The organism is Streptomyces sp. NPDC002676 (assembly GCF_053592455.1).
Genome location: NZ_JBSFVT010000005.1, coordinates 1 through 13,432, shown reverse-complemented (window position 1 = coordinate 13,432; position 13,432 = coordinate 1). Strand labels below are relative to the sequence as shown.

General features: G+C 70.7%; 13 protein-coding genes, 1 tRNA gene and 1 pseudogene. 8 read left to right on the top strand and 7 right to left on the bottom strand.

Features of this window, described 5'->3' with window-relative positions:
* The first annotated feature begins 142 nt into the window (after positions 1-142).
* Complete coding sequence (locus tag ACWD3E_RS16060) at positions 143-1,123, top strand: Lrp/AsnC family transcriptional regulator (RefSeq protein WP_451388576.1); 981 nt, start codon at positions 143-145, stop codon at positions 1,121-1,123.
* A 70-nt stretch (positions 1,124-1,193) separates the two neighbouring features.
* Here ACWD3E_RS16060 and ACWD3E_RS16055 read toward each other — a convergent pair whose 3' ends face one another.
* On the bottom strand, positions 1,194-2,063 hold the full coding sequence (locus ACWD3E_RS16055) for a LysR substrate-binding domain-containing protein (RefSeq protein ID WP_451388575.1): 870 nt from the start codon (positions 2,061-2,063) through the stop codon (positions 1,194-1,196).
* Positions 2,064-2,217: 154 nt separating this feature from the next.
* Here ACWD3E_RS16055 and ACWD3E_RS16050 point away from each other — a divergent pair, with 154 nt between their 5' ends.
* On the top strand, positions 2,218-3,252 hold the full coding sequence (locus ACWD3E_RS16050; RefSeq protein ID WP_451388169.1) for a bile acid:sodium symporter family protein: 1,035 nt from the start codon (positions 2,218-2,220) through the stop codon (positions 3,250-3,252).
* On the opposite strand, the gene ACWD3E_RS16045 is transcribed toward ACWD3E_RS16050, so the two are convergent.
* Together ACWD3E_RS16045 and ACWD3E_RS16040 are read right to left on the bottom strand one after the other, a co-directional pair.
* Positions 3,202-5,076, bottom strand: a complete 1,875-nt coding sequence (locus ACWD3E_RS16045; RefSeq protein WP_451388168.1) for an exo-alpha-sialidase — start codon at positions 5,074-5,076, stop codon at positions 3,202-3,204. The genes ACWD3E_RS16050 and ACWD3E_RS16045 overlap by 51 nt on opposite strands.
* 115 nt (positions 5,077-5,191) lie before the next feature.
* Positions 5,192-6,109, bottom strand: a complete 918-nt coding sequence (locus ACWD3E_RS16040; protein WP_451388167.1) for a quinone oxidoreductase family protein — start codon at positions 6,107-6,109, stop codon at positions 5,192-5,194.
* 126 nt (positions 6,110-6,235) lie between these two features.
* On the opposite strand from ACWD3E_RS16040, the gene ACWD3E_RS16035 reads away from it, so the two are divergent.
* Positions 6,236-6,673 (top strand): MarR family winged helix-turn-helix transcriptional regulator, encoded by a 438-nt coding sequence (locus tag ACWD3E_RS16035; protein WP_451388166.1) that lies wholly within the window; start codon positions 6,236-6,238, stop codon positions 6,671-6,673.
* 19 nt (positions 6,674-6,692) lie between these two features.
* Positions 6,693-7,220 (top strand): isochorismatase family protein, encoded by a 528-nt coding sequence (locus ACWD3E_RS16030; RefSeq protein ID WP_451388165.1) that lies wholly within the window; start codon positions 6,693-6,695, stop codon positions 7,218-7,220.
* A gap of 21 nt (positions 7,221-7,241) precedes the next feature.
* Here the strand turns inward: ACWD3E_RS16030 and fdhD are convergent, their stop codons facing one another.
* Positions 7,242-8,090: a formate dehydrogenase accessory sulfurtransferase FdhD gene (gene fdhD, locus ACWD3E_RS16025; protein ID WP_451388164.1), complete on the bottom strand. Its 849-nt coding sequence runs from the start codon at positions 8,088-8,090 to the stop codon at positions 7,242-7,244.
* Between the two features lie 7 nt (positions 8,091-8,097).
* Positions 8,098-8,234: pseudogene (locus ACWD3E_RS16020) on the bottom strand (2Fe-2S iron-sulfur cluster-binding protein); the annotation flags it as partial.
* Between the two features lie 127 nt (positions 8,235-8,361).
* Here ACWD3E_RS16020 and ACWD3E_RS16015 point away from each other — a divergent pair.
* Positions 8,362-9,309 carry a beta-ketoacyl-ACP synthase III gene (locus ACWD3E_RS16015; protein ID WP_451388163.1) on the top strand — a complete coding sequence of 316 codons (948 nt, stop codon included), beginning with the start codon at positions 8,362-8,364 and terminating at the stop codon, positions 9,307-9,309.
* A gap of 159 nt (positions 9,310-9,468) precedes the next feature.
* The gene (locus ACWD3E_RS16010) at positions 9,469-10,146 is read left to right on the top strand and encodes a GntR family transcriptional regulator (protein WP_451388162.1); all 678 of its coding nucleotides are present in this window, start codon (positions 9,469-9,471) and stop codon (positions 10,144-10,146) included.
* Between the two features lie 12 nt (positions 10,147-10,158).
* Here ACWD3E_RS16010 and ACWD3E_RS16005 read toward each other — a convergent pair whose 3' ends face one another.
* Positions 10,159-11,346, bottom strand: a complete 1,188-nt coding sequence (locus tag ACWD3E_RS16005) for a low temperature requirement protein A (RefSeq protein ID WP_451388161.1) — start codon at positions 11,344-11,346, stop codon at positions 10,159-10,161.
* Positions 11,347-11,567: 221 nt separating this feature from the next.
* Here ACWD3E_RS16005 and ACWD3E_RS16000 point away from each other — a divergent pair.
* A tRNA-Leu gene (locus ACWD3E_RS16000) sits at positions 11,568-11,652 on the top strand.
* Here the strand turns inward: ACWD3E_RS16000 and ACWD3E_RS15995 are convergent.
* Positions 11,617-13,095, bottom strand: coding sequence for a recombinase family protein (locus ACWD3E_RS15995; protein WP_451388160.1), 1,479 nt, complete (start codon positions 13,093-13,095; stop codon positions 11,617-11,619). The two genes, ACWD3E_RS16000 and ACWD3E_RS15995, sit on opposite strands and share 36 nt — an antisense overlap.
* Before the next feature lie 193 nt (positions 13,096-13,288).
* Here ACWD3E_RS15995 and ACWD3E_RS15990 point away from each other — a divergent pair.
* A partial coding sequence (locus ACWD3E_RS15990) for a MerR family DNA-binding transcriptional regulator (protein WP_451388574.1) occupies positions 13,289-13,432 on the top strand: 144 nt, incomplete at its 3' end.

Genomic DNA, 13,432 nt, shown 5'->3' with positions numbered 1-13,432 from the left:
ATCGGTCCGTATCGGTGCGTATCGATCCGTATCGATTTGTACCGATCCGTATCGTTCGCGTTGCTCCGTACGATGGCCGTGTCACGACCGATCGGGGCCCAAGAACGCCCAGGGCCGGTGGAATCCGACAGGAGAGCCCGTGCTGGAGCTGAAATCCGACACCTTCGACCAACTGGACCTCCAGCTGCTGTCCGCACTGGAGATCGACGGCCGCGCCTCATTCCGCCGCATCGCCGCGGTGCTCGGCGTCTCCGACCAGACCATCGCCCGCCGCTACCGCCGGCTGTCCGCGCAGGGCGGCCTCCGGGTCGTCGCCCTGCGGGACGCCGAACCCCTCGGCCAGGACCAGTGGATGCTCCGCCTGCGCTGCGCGCCCGACAGCGCCACGGTCATCGCCGACGCGCTCGCCAAGCGACCCGACACGTACTGGATCGGGCTCGTCTCCGGCGGCACCGAGATCGCCTGCATGACCCGGCCGCGCAGCCCCTCCGAACACGACGACCTCCTCCTCGGCAAACTGCCCCGCACCCCGAGCGTCGTGGAAATACGCGCCCTGCAACTGCTGCACCGCTTCCACGGCGGCCCGGACGGCTGGCTGCGCAAGTTCCGGGCCCTGACCGACGAGCAGATCACCGCCCTGCGCCCGGCGCCGGCCGAGACCCCGGACGCCCCGGTACGGCTGGAACCCGAGGACGCGCCGCTGCTCGCCGCCCTGGAACGCGACGGCCGCGCCACCTACCCCGAGCTCGAACGCCTCACCGGCCGCTCCGAATCCGCCGTCAAACGCCGCCTGTCCACCCTGATCGCCTCCGGCGCCGTCTACACCGACGTCGAGTACCACACGGAGATCCTCGGCTACGGCACTGCAGCCATCCTGTGGATCACCACCGCGCCCGGCGCCCTGCATACAGTCGGCGAGACCCTTGCCGGCCACGAACAGGTCGCCTTCGCCTCCGCCACGGCGGGCCCCTCCCACATCGTCGTCACCGCCGTCGTCCGTGACACCGCGGAGCTGTACGCCTACCTGAGCGGCCCGCTCGGCACCCTGGAGGGCGTCCAGCACGTGGAGGCCACACCGTTCCTGCGCCAGGTCAAGCAGCTGACGTACCGCGCGGGGCGCTGAGCGGATGGGCGGATGGGGGATGCGCGGATGGGGATGCGCGGCTGAGGGGACGGCAGCAGCCGGGCTGCCGTCAGCCGGCCTGCCGCCGCAGCCGCTCGCCGCCCGCGAGGATCGCCGCGGCCAGGGCGTTCGCGGCGGCCTCCGCCGAGGCCCGGCGCCGGCCGTGCACGACAACGAAGTCGACCTTGCCCAGCTCGGGCAGGCCCGCCCGGTCCGGCAGCCGGAACAGGCCGGGCGGGATCAGCCGCCGGGAGTGGGCCATGACGCCGAGCCCGGCACGCGCCGCCGCGATCAGCCCGTTGAGGCTGCCGCTCGTGCAGACGATCCGCCACGGCCGGCCCTGCTCGTCCAGCGTCTCCAGCGCGCGGGCCCGGGTGATGCCGGGCGGGGGGTACACGATCAGCGGGACGGGCCGTTCGGCCTCCAGACGCAGCCGCTCCGCGCCGATCCACACCAGGTCGTCGCGCCACACCAGCTCGCCCCGGGGATCCTCCGGGCGCCGCTTGGCCAGCACCAGGTCGAGCTTTCCGGCGGCCAGTTGCTCGTGCAGCGTGCCGGACAGCTCCACCGTCAGCTCCAGGTCGACCTCGGGATGGTCGTGGCGGAAGCCCTCCAGGATCTCCGGCAGCCGGGTGAGGACGAAGTCCTCCGAGGCGCCGAAGCGCAGCCGGCCCCGCACCCGGGTGCCGGTGAAGAACACCGTCGCCTGCTCGTGCACCTCCAGGATCCGGCGCGCGAAACCGAGCATGGCCTCGCCGTCCTCGGTGAGCTCCACCGAGTGCGTGTCCCGAGAGAACAGCTGACGGCCGACCGCATCCTCCAGTCGGCGCACATGCTGGCTGACCGTCGACTGGCGCAGCCCGAGCCGCCGGGCGGCCTGCGTGAAGCTGAGCGTCTGGGCCACCGCGAGGAACGTGCGCAACTGGGCCGGGTCGTACACGAAATGCAGCATACGCGCTCATCGTGCATCGTGATGACAGTGAGAGTGGTGTACGGGATTTCCGATCGGCGAGCGAAGGAGGACGATGGACAGGGCCCTTGCAGGCACCGAACAGGAAAGACCCCGACAGACACGCACAGCACACCGGAGCACCGTGAAACGCCTGAGCTGGCCGAGCTGGATGCCGATCGACCCGTACATCGTGCTGCTGCTCGGCACGGTGGGCCTCGCCGCATTGCTCCCGGCCCGGGGCACCGGCGCCGACGTGGCCTCGGGCGCCTCGACGGCCGCGATCGCGTTCCTCTTCTTCCTCTACGGCGCCCGCCTGTCCACCCGCGAGGCACTGGACGGACTCCGGCACTGGCGGCTTCACGCCACCGTCCTCGCCTGCACGTTCGTCGTCTTTCCCGTGCTGGGGCTGGGCGCGCGCGCTCTCGTACCGGCGCTGCTGACCCATCCCCTGTACCAGGGCCTGCTGTTTCTGACCCTGGTGCCGTCGACGATCCAGTCGTCCATCGCCTTCACCTCGATCGCCCGCGGCAACGTGCCCGCCGCGATCTGCGCGGGCTCCTTCTCCTCCCTGGCCGGCATCGTCCTCACCCCGCTGCTCGCCGCGGCCCTCCTCGGCGGCAGCGGCGGCGGGTTCTCCGCCGACTCCCTGGTGAAGATCGTGCTCCAGCTGCTCGTGCCGTTCGTCGCCGGGCAGCTGGCGCGCCGCTGGATCGGCCCCTTCGTCAAGCGGCACAAGAAGGTCCTCGCCCTGGTCGACCGCGGCTCGATCCTGCTGGTCGTCTACACCGCGTTCAGCGAGGGCATGACCCAGGGCATGTGGCACCAGGTCAGCCCCGCGCGCCTCGCCGCGCTGCTCGCCGTCGAGGCCGTCCTGCTGGCCGTGATGCTCGCGCTGACCTGGTACGGAGGCAAGGCCCTCGGCTTCGGCCGGGCGGACCGGATCTCCATCCAGTTCGCCGGGTCGAAAAAGTCCCTCGCCTCCGGGCTGCCCATGGCGAGCGTCCTGTTCGGCGCCCACGCCTCCCTCGCCGTGCTGCCGCTGATGCTCTTCCACCAGATGCAGCTCATGGTGTGCGCGGTCATCGCCAAACGGCGCGCCCGCGACCCGGAGGAGGCCACGGACGCGTCAGTCACCCACCTCGTCCAGGGGCAGCCAGAACACAGTGTCGTGCGGTGAGCGCAGCGCCTTCGGGTCGGACAGCTCCTCGTCGCCGAGCGCCCGGTCCCAGAGATGTACGTCGTCGATCGCGCCGGTGAAGTAGGCCCGGCTGTCCATGCGCTGACCGATGTGCACGCCGAAGGGGGAGTTACGGCTGACCGACCCCGGTATATCGGCTACGGACCACTGCATACCGTCGACGAACAGCGCGAAACGGCCGCCGCCGCGGCGGAGCGCCAGGTGGTGCCAGCGGCCGTCGTTGTATGCGATATCCGATCGAACGGATACGGTCCGCGGCGGGGCGGCACCGTTGCGCACGGTGATGAGAGCCTGGACCCGGTTGTTCGCCGGCTCGCCGCGCACCCACACCTGCGGCTGGCTGGTGCCGATGCCGCCCATCCACAGCAGCGGCTGCTCCCCGCTCGCGGCCGTGTACCGGAACCACAGGCCGGCCGTGAAGTCCTCCGAGCCCAGCGGGAGTTCGTCGCGGTACGGCAGGCGCACGGCGTCGTCGGTGCCGTCGAACTCCAGCGCGCCGCCGAGGACGCCGTCCGTCTCCTCCGCGCCGCCGAGCACCGCGGCGGGGTGACCGTGCGGGGCGAGGTCGGCGGTGACCGGGTCCGGGCCGCGGCGCGGGGCGAGCCAGTCCTCGGTGAAGCGGACGAACCGGATCTCGTCGCGGGCGTCCACCGCGCCGCCCTCGTACAGCAGGCCCACGGTGTCCTCGTCGGCGCGGACCAGGTCGGAGTAGCCGGACCAGTCCCGGGTGACGACCGTGCCGCGGTCCACACTGTCCCAGGTGCGTCCGCCGTCGTAGGAGGAACGGATCATCATCGTGCGGCGCCGGTCCGGGTCGCCGGGGCAGGCCAGCAGGATGCGGTCGTCCAGCCGCAGCATCGAGCCCTGCACCTGCGGCGTGTACAGATCGGGCAGCGCACGGAAGGGCGCGCTGAAGCTGGAGCCGCCGTCACGGCTGAGCGTCTCGGTGCGGTGGCCGAGGTCGGTGCCGTCCTGCTCCCGGCCGCTGACCAGGACCGCACCGTCGTTGCGCTCGACGAGGGTCAGCTCGGAGGGCTTCTGCCGGAAGGTGCCGTCGGCGGCGATCGGCCAGGTGTCGGTGGCTCCGATCCGCCAGTGGCCGCCGTTGTCGTCGCTGATGACGAGCGCCGCGTGGTTGGCGGTGATCCGGCCGTCCCATGTCTCGGCGTTGACGCCGAAGACCAGCCGGCCGGCGTACTGGCCGTGGGTGAGCTGGATACCGTGTACGGGGCCGGTCGCGTACCAGGAGTTCCACTCGGCGGGCAGGATCTCGGGGCTGAGATCGCGCGGCTCGGACCAGGTCAGACCGTCGTCGTCGCTGTACTGCAGGTGCGGGGTGCGGTCACAGGGCGCAGAGCAACTGGCGCTGTCCTTACGGCCCGTGTTGTACGTCTGCGCGAGCCAGATCCGGCCGGTGCCGCGGTCCACGAGCGGTGCCGGATTGCCGTGGGTGTCGCCCGCGCCCTCGTTGACCACCCGCAGCGGACCCCAGGTGCGGCCACCGTCGGTGGAGCGCTTGACGACGATGTCGATGTCGGCCGCGTCCCCGCAGTTGAGGACCCGGCCCTCGGCGAACGCCAGCAGCGTCCCGTCGTTCGTCCGCACGATCGCCGGGATGCGGAAGCAGGCGTAGCCGGGATCCTGGGCGGACTTGAACAGGATCTGCTGCTCGAACGGCGGTGCTGCGGCGGCGGGTTGGGCCTCGGCCGGGTGCGGTGCGGCGAGCGGCACCAGCAGCAGTGCCGCGGCGGCGACCGCGGGGGCCAGGAGAGATCTGAGACGGGCGCGAAGACCTGACGGCATGGTGCGACCTGCCCTTCGTCGGCCGGGTATCTGGACATCCGGACATCCCACGTCCAACGTGCGCCCCATCGACGGTAGTTGGGGTACCTGAACCCGACAAGAAGCGTGCGGGCACTTACGGGCGAAGGACCACCTTGCCGAGGTTGGCCCGCGCCTCGATCACCGCGTGCGCCTTCGCCGCGTCCTCCAGCGCGAACTCCCCGTGCACGGCGGGCCTGAGGATCCCCTCGCCGTGCAACCGCCACAGCTCCTGCCGCCACTGCTCGTACAGCTCCGGCCGGCCGCGGGCGATCAACGCCATCTGGAAGCCGATCACCGACTTGGCGCCGACCAACAGGTCGTACGCCCGGATCGTGCCGCCGCCCGAGCTGTAGGCGACCAGACGGCCGTGCGGGGCGAGTGCGGCGAGGGCGGGGGTGAGCAGGTCACCGCCGACCGCATCCAGTACACAGTCGACGGGCTCTCCCCAACTGTCGTCCGCGTACTGTATGCAGTCGTCCGCACCCAGGGAGCGGACGAAGTCCGCCTTGGCCGGGCCGGAGACCGCACCGATCACCCGGCCCGCGCCCCGCGCCCGCGCCAGCTGCACCGCCAGGTGCCCGACCCCGCTCGCCGCCGCCGTCACCAGGACCGCCTCGCCCGGCGCGGGCCGCGCCGCCTCCAGTGCACCGAAGGCCACCAGGCCGCTGCGCACCAGCGCGACCGCGTCGACGGCACCGGCCCCCTCCGGTACGGGCGAGGCCATGACCTCGTGCAGCACGGCGAAGTCGGCGTACCCGTGACCGAAGCACAGCCCGGTGACCGGGTCGCCGGGGCCGAAGCGGGTCACGCCCTCGCCCACCGCCACCACGCGGCCGGCGATCTCGCCGCCCAGCGGGATCGGTTCGGCGGCCTCGGTGACCTTGCGGACCACCGGCAGTGTCACACCGACCGCCTCGCAGCGCACCAGCAGTTCGCCGGGACCGGGCTCGGGGACGGGGGCCTCTTCCAGGAACAGCGGGCCGCCCGTGGAGTCGTACCGGACACGGCGCATCGCAACCTCCAGTGGCCGGGCGGACCCGGCCCATCGATCGTTGGGAATCCCCATGAATTCGTGGGTGGTCCCAACGGTAATGGCGGTTCGTGGGGAAGTCCAACGATTCTTCGGTAGGCTGCCGGCATGGCCGAAGCACCCCTGTCCGCGATCCGCTCCCTGCCCAGCTGGCTACTCGGCCGGGCCGCCGCGCGCGGTCGCGGCCTGGTCGCCGACGCCCTCGCCGCCGAGGGCATGAAGTTGTGGCACCACGTGGTGCTCTCCGCCGTCCGTGACCTCGGTCCCGTCGCCCAGGCCGACCTCGGCCGCAGCGTGGGCCTGGACCCGAAGGACGTGGTCGGCGTCCTCAACGACCTGCAGTCCAACGGCCTCGCCGTCCGCTCCCCGGACCCGAGGGACCGCCGCAAGAACGCCGTCACCCTCACCGACGAGGGCGCGCGCCTGCTCACCCGCTGCGAGCAGGCGGCCCGCGCGGCCAACGACGAACTCCTCGCCCCGCTGTCCGCAGCCGAACGCGAGCAGTTCATGGGCCTGTTGATCCGGATTTCCGGCACGGACAGCTGACCACGGCTAACGTTCCGTCATGACCGCAGCTCCCGTGCTCGATCCGCAGCGCACCGCCCTCGTCCTCGTCGACCTGATGGAACGCATCGTCGCGCTGCCCCTGGAACCCCGCAAAGGCACCGAAGTGCTCAAGACGGCAGAGGAGTTGGCGGTGTACTTCCGCTCCGCCGGCGCGCTCGTCGTCCTCGTCCGCGTCGAACGGCCCGCGGTCGCCGAACAACCGCCCGGCAGCGGGCTGGTGCCCGGCCTGCTGCGGGAGGGCGACCTGGAGATCGTCAAGCGGACGATCGGCGGCTTCCAGGACACGGGTCTGCACGAGCGGCTGCGCGAACGCGGCGTCACCACCCTGGTGTTCGGCGGCATCACCACCAACCTCGGTGTCGAGTCCACCGCCCGCGCCGCCGCCGACCTCGGCTACCAGCTCGTCTTCGCCGAGGACGCCATGACCGCCTTCACCGCCGCCGAGCACGAGGCATCCACCCGGCTCGACTTCCCGAGGCTCGGCACGGTCGTGACGTCCGCTCAAGTACGCCTCACGGCCCACTGACCCCTGCCGTGGGGACGCCGGTCAGCCCTGGGCGGCCTCGGCCCGCAGGGCGACGCGGTCCTCGCCCGCGTACACGTTCATCGAGCTGCCCCGCAGGAAGCCCACCAGGGTCAGACCCGTCTCGGCGGCCAGGTCCACGGCCAGGGACGACGGCGCCGACACCGCCGCGAGCACCGGAATGCCCGCCATCACCGCCTTCTGCACCAGCTCGAACGAGGCCCGGCCCGACACCAGCAGGATGGTCCGCGACAGCGGCAGTTCCCCGTTCCGCAGGGCCCGCCCCACGAGCTTGTCGACCGCGTTGTGCCGGCCCACGTCCTCCCGTATGTCCAGCAGTTCCCCGTCCTCGGTGAACAGGGCCGCCGCGTGCAGGCCGCCCGTGCGGTCGAACACCCGCTGGGCCTCCCGCAGCCGGTCCGGCAGGCCGGCCAGCAGCTCCGGCGTGACCCGGACCGGGGGAGTGTCGGCGATGGGCCAGCGGGCCGTCGTGCGCACCGCGTCCAGGCTGGCCTTGCCGCACAGCCCGCAGGACGAGGAGGTGTAGACGTTCCGCTCCAACGTGAAGTCCGGCAGGACGACACCTGAGGCGGTCTTCACGTCGACCACGTTGTAGGTGTTCGAACCGTCTACCGTCGCCCCGGCACAGTAGACAATGTTCTGCACATCGGATGCAGCGGCCAGGACGCCTTCGCTCACCAGGAAACCCGCCGCCAGCGCGAAGTCGTCACCGGGCGTGCGCATGGTGATCGCGAGGGGCTTGCCGTCGAGCCGGATCTCCAGGGGCTCCTCGGCGACGAGGGTGTCCGGCCGGGTGGAGACCGCCCCGTCCCGGATGCGGAGGACCTTGCGTCGTTCCGTGACTCGTCCCATGTCCTGATCAGCCCCGGTTCTGTACGTGCTGGCAGCCGAAACGGCCCTTGATGCAGAGAGTGCCGAAGGTCACCGCACTGTCTTGCGCAGAGGTGACCTTCACGACCTATTGTCCTGCACATCGATGGAGAAACCGACCCGGCAGCGGCATGACCTGAGGGAAGCCGACAATCACAGCGTTCGATTCCTGTGGCTTCACCTGCCCTCGTACCCGTGAGTCACCGAACAGACTGGGGCGTCCCGCTACCCACGGCAACGAGGGAATACGCCCATGAACGGCTCGCGCATCACGGCGATCGGTCACTACCAGCCCGCCCGGGTGCTCACCAACGAGGACCTGGCCGGCATGGTGGACACCAGTGACGAGTGGATCCGCAGCCGGGTGGGCATCCGCACGCGGCACATCGCGGGCCCCGACGAACCCGTCGACGAACTCGCCGCGCACGCCGCCGCCAAGGCCCTTGCCGCCGCCGGGCTCACCGCGGACGACATCGACCTGGTGCTGGTCGCCACCTCCACCGCGATCGACCGCTCCCCGAACACCGCCGCCCGGGTCGCGGCCCGGCTCGGCATCCCGCAGCCCGCCGCCATGGACGTCAACGTCGTCTGCGCCGGGTTCACGCACGCCCTCGCCACCGCCGACCACACCGTCCGGGCCGGTGCGGCCACCCGGGCCCTCGTCATCGGCGCCGACAAGATGTCCGAGATCACCGACTGGAGCGACCGCACCACCTGCGTCCTGGTCGGCGACGGGGCCGGGGCCGCTGTCGTCGAGGCCTGCGCGCCGGGGGAGGAGCCCGGGATCGGGCCGGTGCTGTGGGGTTCGGTGCCGGAGATGGGGCACGCCGTGCGGATCGAGGGCACTCCGCCCCGGTTCGCGCAGGAGGGGCAGAGCGTCTACCGCTGGGCCACCACCCGGCTGCCGGCCATCGCCCGCCGCGCCTGCGAGAAGGCCGGCATCGAGCCCGCCGACCTCGCCGCGGTCGTACTGCACCAGGCCAACCTGCGCATCATCGAGCCCCTCGCCGATAGACTCGGCGCCGTCAACGCCGTGGTCGCGCGCGATGTCACCGAATCCGGTAACACCTCCGCCGCCAGCATCCCGCTCGCCCTGTCCAAGCTGATCGAGCGGGGCGCGGTGCGCTCCGGCGACTCGGCGCTGCTGTTCGGCTTCGGCGGGAACCTGTCGTACGCCGGACAGGTCGTCCGCTGCCCCTGAGATGCCCCTGAGATGCCCCTGGTGTGAGGCGCCCGAGCGCGGCGCTCGCCAGTACCGTGCGCCGTAGGTTGTGGACGAAAGACAATCCATGGGGGGCGGTCCACTGTGTACTGCATACCGTGCACGGTGTACGGCAGACCGCCCAGGAGGGGGACCGCGATGTTGTCGACCGGGCTGCCGCAGGGGTCCGTGCCCAAGCTGGAGCGCCCCGGCCCGCTGCGTGACCGTGTCTACGAGGCGCTGCTGGAACTCATCACCACCCACGCCCTGCAGCCCGGCCAGCATCTCGTGGAGAGCGAACTCGCCGCCCACCTCGGCGTCTCCCGGCAGCCGGTGCGTGAGGCGCTGCAGCGGCTGAACACCGAGGGCTGGGTCGAACTGCGGCCCGCCCAGGGCGCGTTCGTGCACGAGCCGACCGAGGAGGAGGCCGACCAGCTTCTGGCGGTCCGTACGCTGCTGGAGGCGGAGGCCGCCCGCCTGGCCGCCGCCAACGCCGACCGGGCCGGCATCGACGCGCTCCGGGACATCGTGGAGCAGGGGCGTGCGTGCGACGCCGCCGACGACGTCGCCCGGGCCGTGGCCCTCAACGCGGCCTTCCACGCCAAGATCATGGAACTGTCCGGCAACGCGGTCCTCGCCGGACTCGCCGCACAGGTCGACCGCAGGGTCCGCTGGTGCCACACCCCGGTGGCCGGCCTGCGCGGCGACACCTCGTGGACGGAGCACCAGGAGCTGATCGACGCGATCATCGACGGAGACGAGCAGCTCGCCTCCCGCCTGATGCGCGAACACACCGAGCGCACCCGCCACTCCTACCGTCAGCGCAGCAGGGTCTGACTCCCGGGTGCCTCAGGCCGGGGCCGGCTGCTCCGCGCCCGCCTGCGTCGAGTAATGGTGCGACTCCAGCGCCAGCATGACCACCAACACGGCCACCAGAAGCAGGAGTTCGGCGTAGGCCGGAAGCCGGACGGCGACAGGGGCGGTCGCGAGGGCGAGCGGGGCCGTGGCCGCGCGGTGGCGAACCGGCCGCAGCCCCATGACCGTTCGGAAGGCCGCGTCGCCCGCCAGGAACAGGGCCACCCCGCCCGCCAGCGCCAACGCCGGTCCCCAGTGCGGATGTTCGTCCAGGTGCCCCATCGTCTTCTTGACCCCTGTCGCCAGGTAGGCGATGCCCAGGAGCATCGGCAGGAACGCGTAGTAGTAGGCGTTCATCGCCAGCCGCCAGCGCTGTGGGGCAGGTGTCGCACGGAACGCGTCCTCCGCGGCCTCCTCGTCGCGAACGAAGTACGTCCACCACAGCGCGACCGCGAGGGCGAGCGCCAGGAACGCGCCGCCGAACAGGCCCGGCGTGAGCGGCAGATCACCGATGCCGACACCGATGGAGATCACGGACTCGCCGAACGCGATGATCAGCAGCAGTCCGTGGCGCTCCACGAAGTGCGCCGGGTCCAGGCTGCCCAGCTGCACCCGCATCGTCGCCGCGCTGCGCCCGTCCCGGCGGCCGGGCCCGTGCTCCGCGACGTACGGCGTCACGAACTGCAGAGCGAGCGCGAGCAGCCACAGGCCGTCGGCCGCAAGGCCGTGGACCAGGCCCGCACCGGTCACCGACAGGGCGGCCAGGCCGTTCGAGGCGCCGTACCAGACGGAGTCCCAGCCGTGGCTGCGCGTGTACAGCGCCGTGTGCACGACGACCACCAGGAGGAAGCCGAGGCCGAACACCACACCGGTGTCGTCGAAGACCCGCGGGATCGCCAGTGCGCACACCAGGAACGCGCCCATGCCGAGCATCAGCAGCAGCCGCCGGGACGGCCGGTCGGGTGGCACCTGATTGGTGAGGTAGGCGTAGGCGCCGTACATCCAGAACAGCACGACCAGGATCAGCGCCCCCCGGGCGGCCGTCGCGAACGACAGGTCGTGCGCGAGCAGCACCGTCAGCTGGGTGAGTGTGAAGACGAAGACCAGGTCGAAGAAGAGCTCGAGACTGGTGACCCGGCGCCCCGGCTCCTCGCCGTCCGGGTATGACGGTGTGGCGTCCATACGGTGTTCCCCCTCCGATGATCGGTGAGCAGATCGTAGAGAGAGGGGAGCCCCATGTGTATGCAGGATCCTGTCTTCAGGATGCGACCGTCCGGTCACTGTTCGTGCAGGCCGGCCACTGCCCTCGGCAGGCGGATACGCAGGTGAAACGCACTCCGAAAGCTTGGTATTGTTGTCCATGTCGCCGCGGGGAACAGCCCCGGTCAGGCGGCAGACACCTGGTCCGGGTGGCGGAATGGCAGACGCGCTAGCTTGAGGTGCTAGTGCCCTTTATCGGGCGTGGGGGTTCAAGTCCCCCCTCGGACACAACGATTGACGATACGGAGACGAGGGCCTCGACCTTACGGTCGCGGTCCTCGTTGCGTGTTCATAGGTGATTTCGATCCCGAGGGCTTCGTAGAGCGGGCCTTTCTTCTCGGTTTCGGCTGCATGGATGCGCTGTGCAATTCCTCCGAGGCTCTCAGTGATCTGTCGGATCTGTCGCGCGTCGGGTGGGGATTCCTTCTTGCGAGTGACGGTGGGGAGCGCGTCCAGCTTCTTCCGTGCCGCCTCTTTGTCCTGCTGTGCGTCGTTGATCCACTGGGTGACGACGGTGGGGTCGGCTCCGGCTTCGAGGGCTGCCTGGTAGCGGGCGAGCCGGCGCTCGCAGTCCTTGATCGTCTGGCGTGCTTGGGCCTGCTCGGGTGTCTGCGTCTCTTGGGTGGTTGCTGCGGCGTTTGCGTGGGTGAGGGCTTCGATGGTGGTGGTGAGCCGGTCGGGGGCGAAGGCCCGGGCGATCCACTGGTCGAGGGGCCGGCAGACGACGTCTTCCCGTAGGTAGACGGTGCGCGGGTGGGTGAGGTCGGGGTAGAGAGCCTGCTCTTGGTCCTTGAATTCGCAGCGGTAGTAGACGCTGTTGCGGATGGTGGCGGGCTGCATCTTGCGCCCGCACAGGCTGCACCGGACCCGTCCGCGCAAGACGTAGGGGCGTGCGCTTTGCTTTCCGGTGCGTTCCTGCCGGGTCTGGGTACGGGCTCGCTGTCTGCGGACGGTGTCGGCGGCCTCGAAGAGATCGGGGCTGATGATCGCTTCGTGGGCGGGTTCGTTGGAGCGGATCCACTCCGTGGCGGGATTGTGGGTCATGCTGGTGCGGTGGCCGAGGGTGACGTCGTCGACGTCGATGAGGCGTTCTTCCTTGCGTTGCTTGTTCCAGACCTCGTAGCCGGTATAGCGGGGGTTGATGAGGATCGCTCTCACCGCACCGGCCTGCCATGCGGTCTTCTTGCGGTGCGGATTGCGGGCGGCGTCGTGGGCGGAGGGGCACGGGATGAGCTCGCGGGTGAGCTGGGCGGCGATGGCCGCGTAGCTCATACCGTCGACGTACAGGGTGAAGATCCGCTGCACGACGGGCGCGGCAGCGGGGTCGGGCTCGAGTTTGTGGATGCGCCCTCCGACGGCGGCCTTGGAAGGATTGGGGTGGGGGCCGGCGTCGGTGATCCGGTAGCCGTAGGGCGGTCGCCCGCCCAGATAGCGGCCCTGGAGCTGGGCCTGGGAGCCCATCGCGGTCCGTACCCGGATCTTGATGCGGTTGCGTTCTCCCTTGCTCATGCCGCCGAAGACGGACATGACCAGATCGTGCGCCTCGTTGTCCGGGTCGATCGGGCCGCCGACCTCCGGCACCCACAGCGGGATGCGGAAGTGCACGAAAACGGGGAACGTGTTGCCGAACTGGTTGCCGTAGAAGGTGCGCTGTGGCTCCCCGATCACCACCGCGTCAAACCCCCGGGTTGGGCTGCGGAGGGCTTTAAGAGATCGTCTCAACTGGCTTGATTACTAGGGCCTGTCCGACGGGTCAGGCCCTGGTGCCTGTCCAAGAGGGTTTCGGGCTTGCGCTTTCCGTTGCGGCAACTTCTACGGTCATGTGTGTGGCCGGAGAGACCGGCCCGGCGAGGGAGGCACCGGCATGGCCTGGTCGATCGCGGAGGTGGCGCGGATGTCCAAGGTGACATCGCGGACGCTGCGGCACTACGACGAGATCGGCCTGCTGCCGCCCGCATGGATCGGGAGCAACGGGCACCGCTACTACGAGGAGGCCGATCTGCTGCGG

Bases quoted from the DNA above. Each gene is read 5' to 3' on its own strand.
- ACWD3E_RS16045 (WP_451388168.1), bottom strand. From the start codon at position 5,076: ATGCCGTCAGGTCTTCGCGCCCGTCTCAGATCTCTCCTGGCCCCCGCG.
- ACWD3E_RS16040 (WP_451388167.1), bottom strand. From the start codon at position 6,109: ATGCGCCGTGTCCGGTACGACTCCACGGGCGGCCCGCTGTTCCTGGAA.
- ACWD3E_RS16035 (WP_451388166.1), top strand. From the start codon at position 6,236: ATGGCCGAAGCACCCCTGTCCGCGATCCGCTCCCTGCCCAGCTGGCTA.
- ACWD3E_RS16030 (WP_451388165.1), top strand. From the start codon at position 6,693: ATGACCGCAGCTCCCGTGCTCGATCCGCAGCGCACCGCCCTCGTCCTC.
- fdhD (WP_451388164.1), bottom strand. From the start codon at position 8,090: ATGGGACGAGTCACGGAACGACGCAAGGTCCTCCGCATCCGGGACGGG.
- ACWD3E_RS16015 (WP_451388163.1), top strand. From the start codon at position 8,362: ATGAACGGCTCGCGCATCACGGCGATCGGTCACTACCAGCCCGCCCGG.
- ACWD3E_RS16010 (WP_451388162.1), top strand. From the start codon at position 9,469: ATGTTGTCGACCGGGCTGCCGCAGGGGTCCGTGCCCAAGCTGGAGCGC.
- ACWD3E_RS16005 (WP_451388161.1), bottom strand. From the start codon at position 11,346: ATGGACGCCACACCGTCATACCCGGACGGCGAGGAGCCGGGGCGCCGG.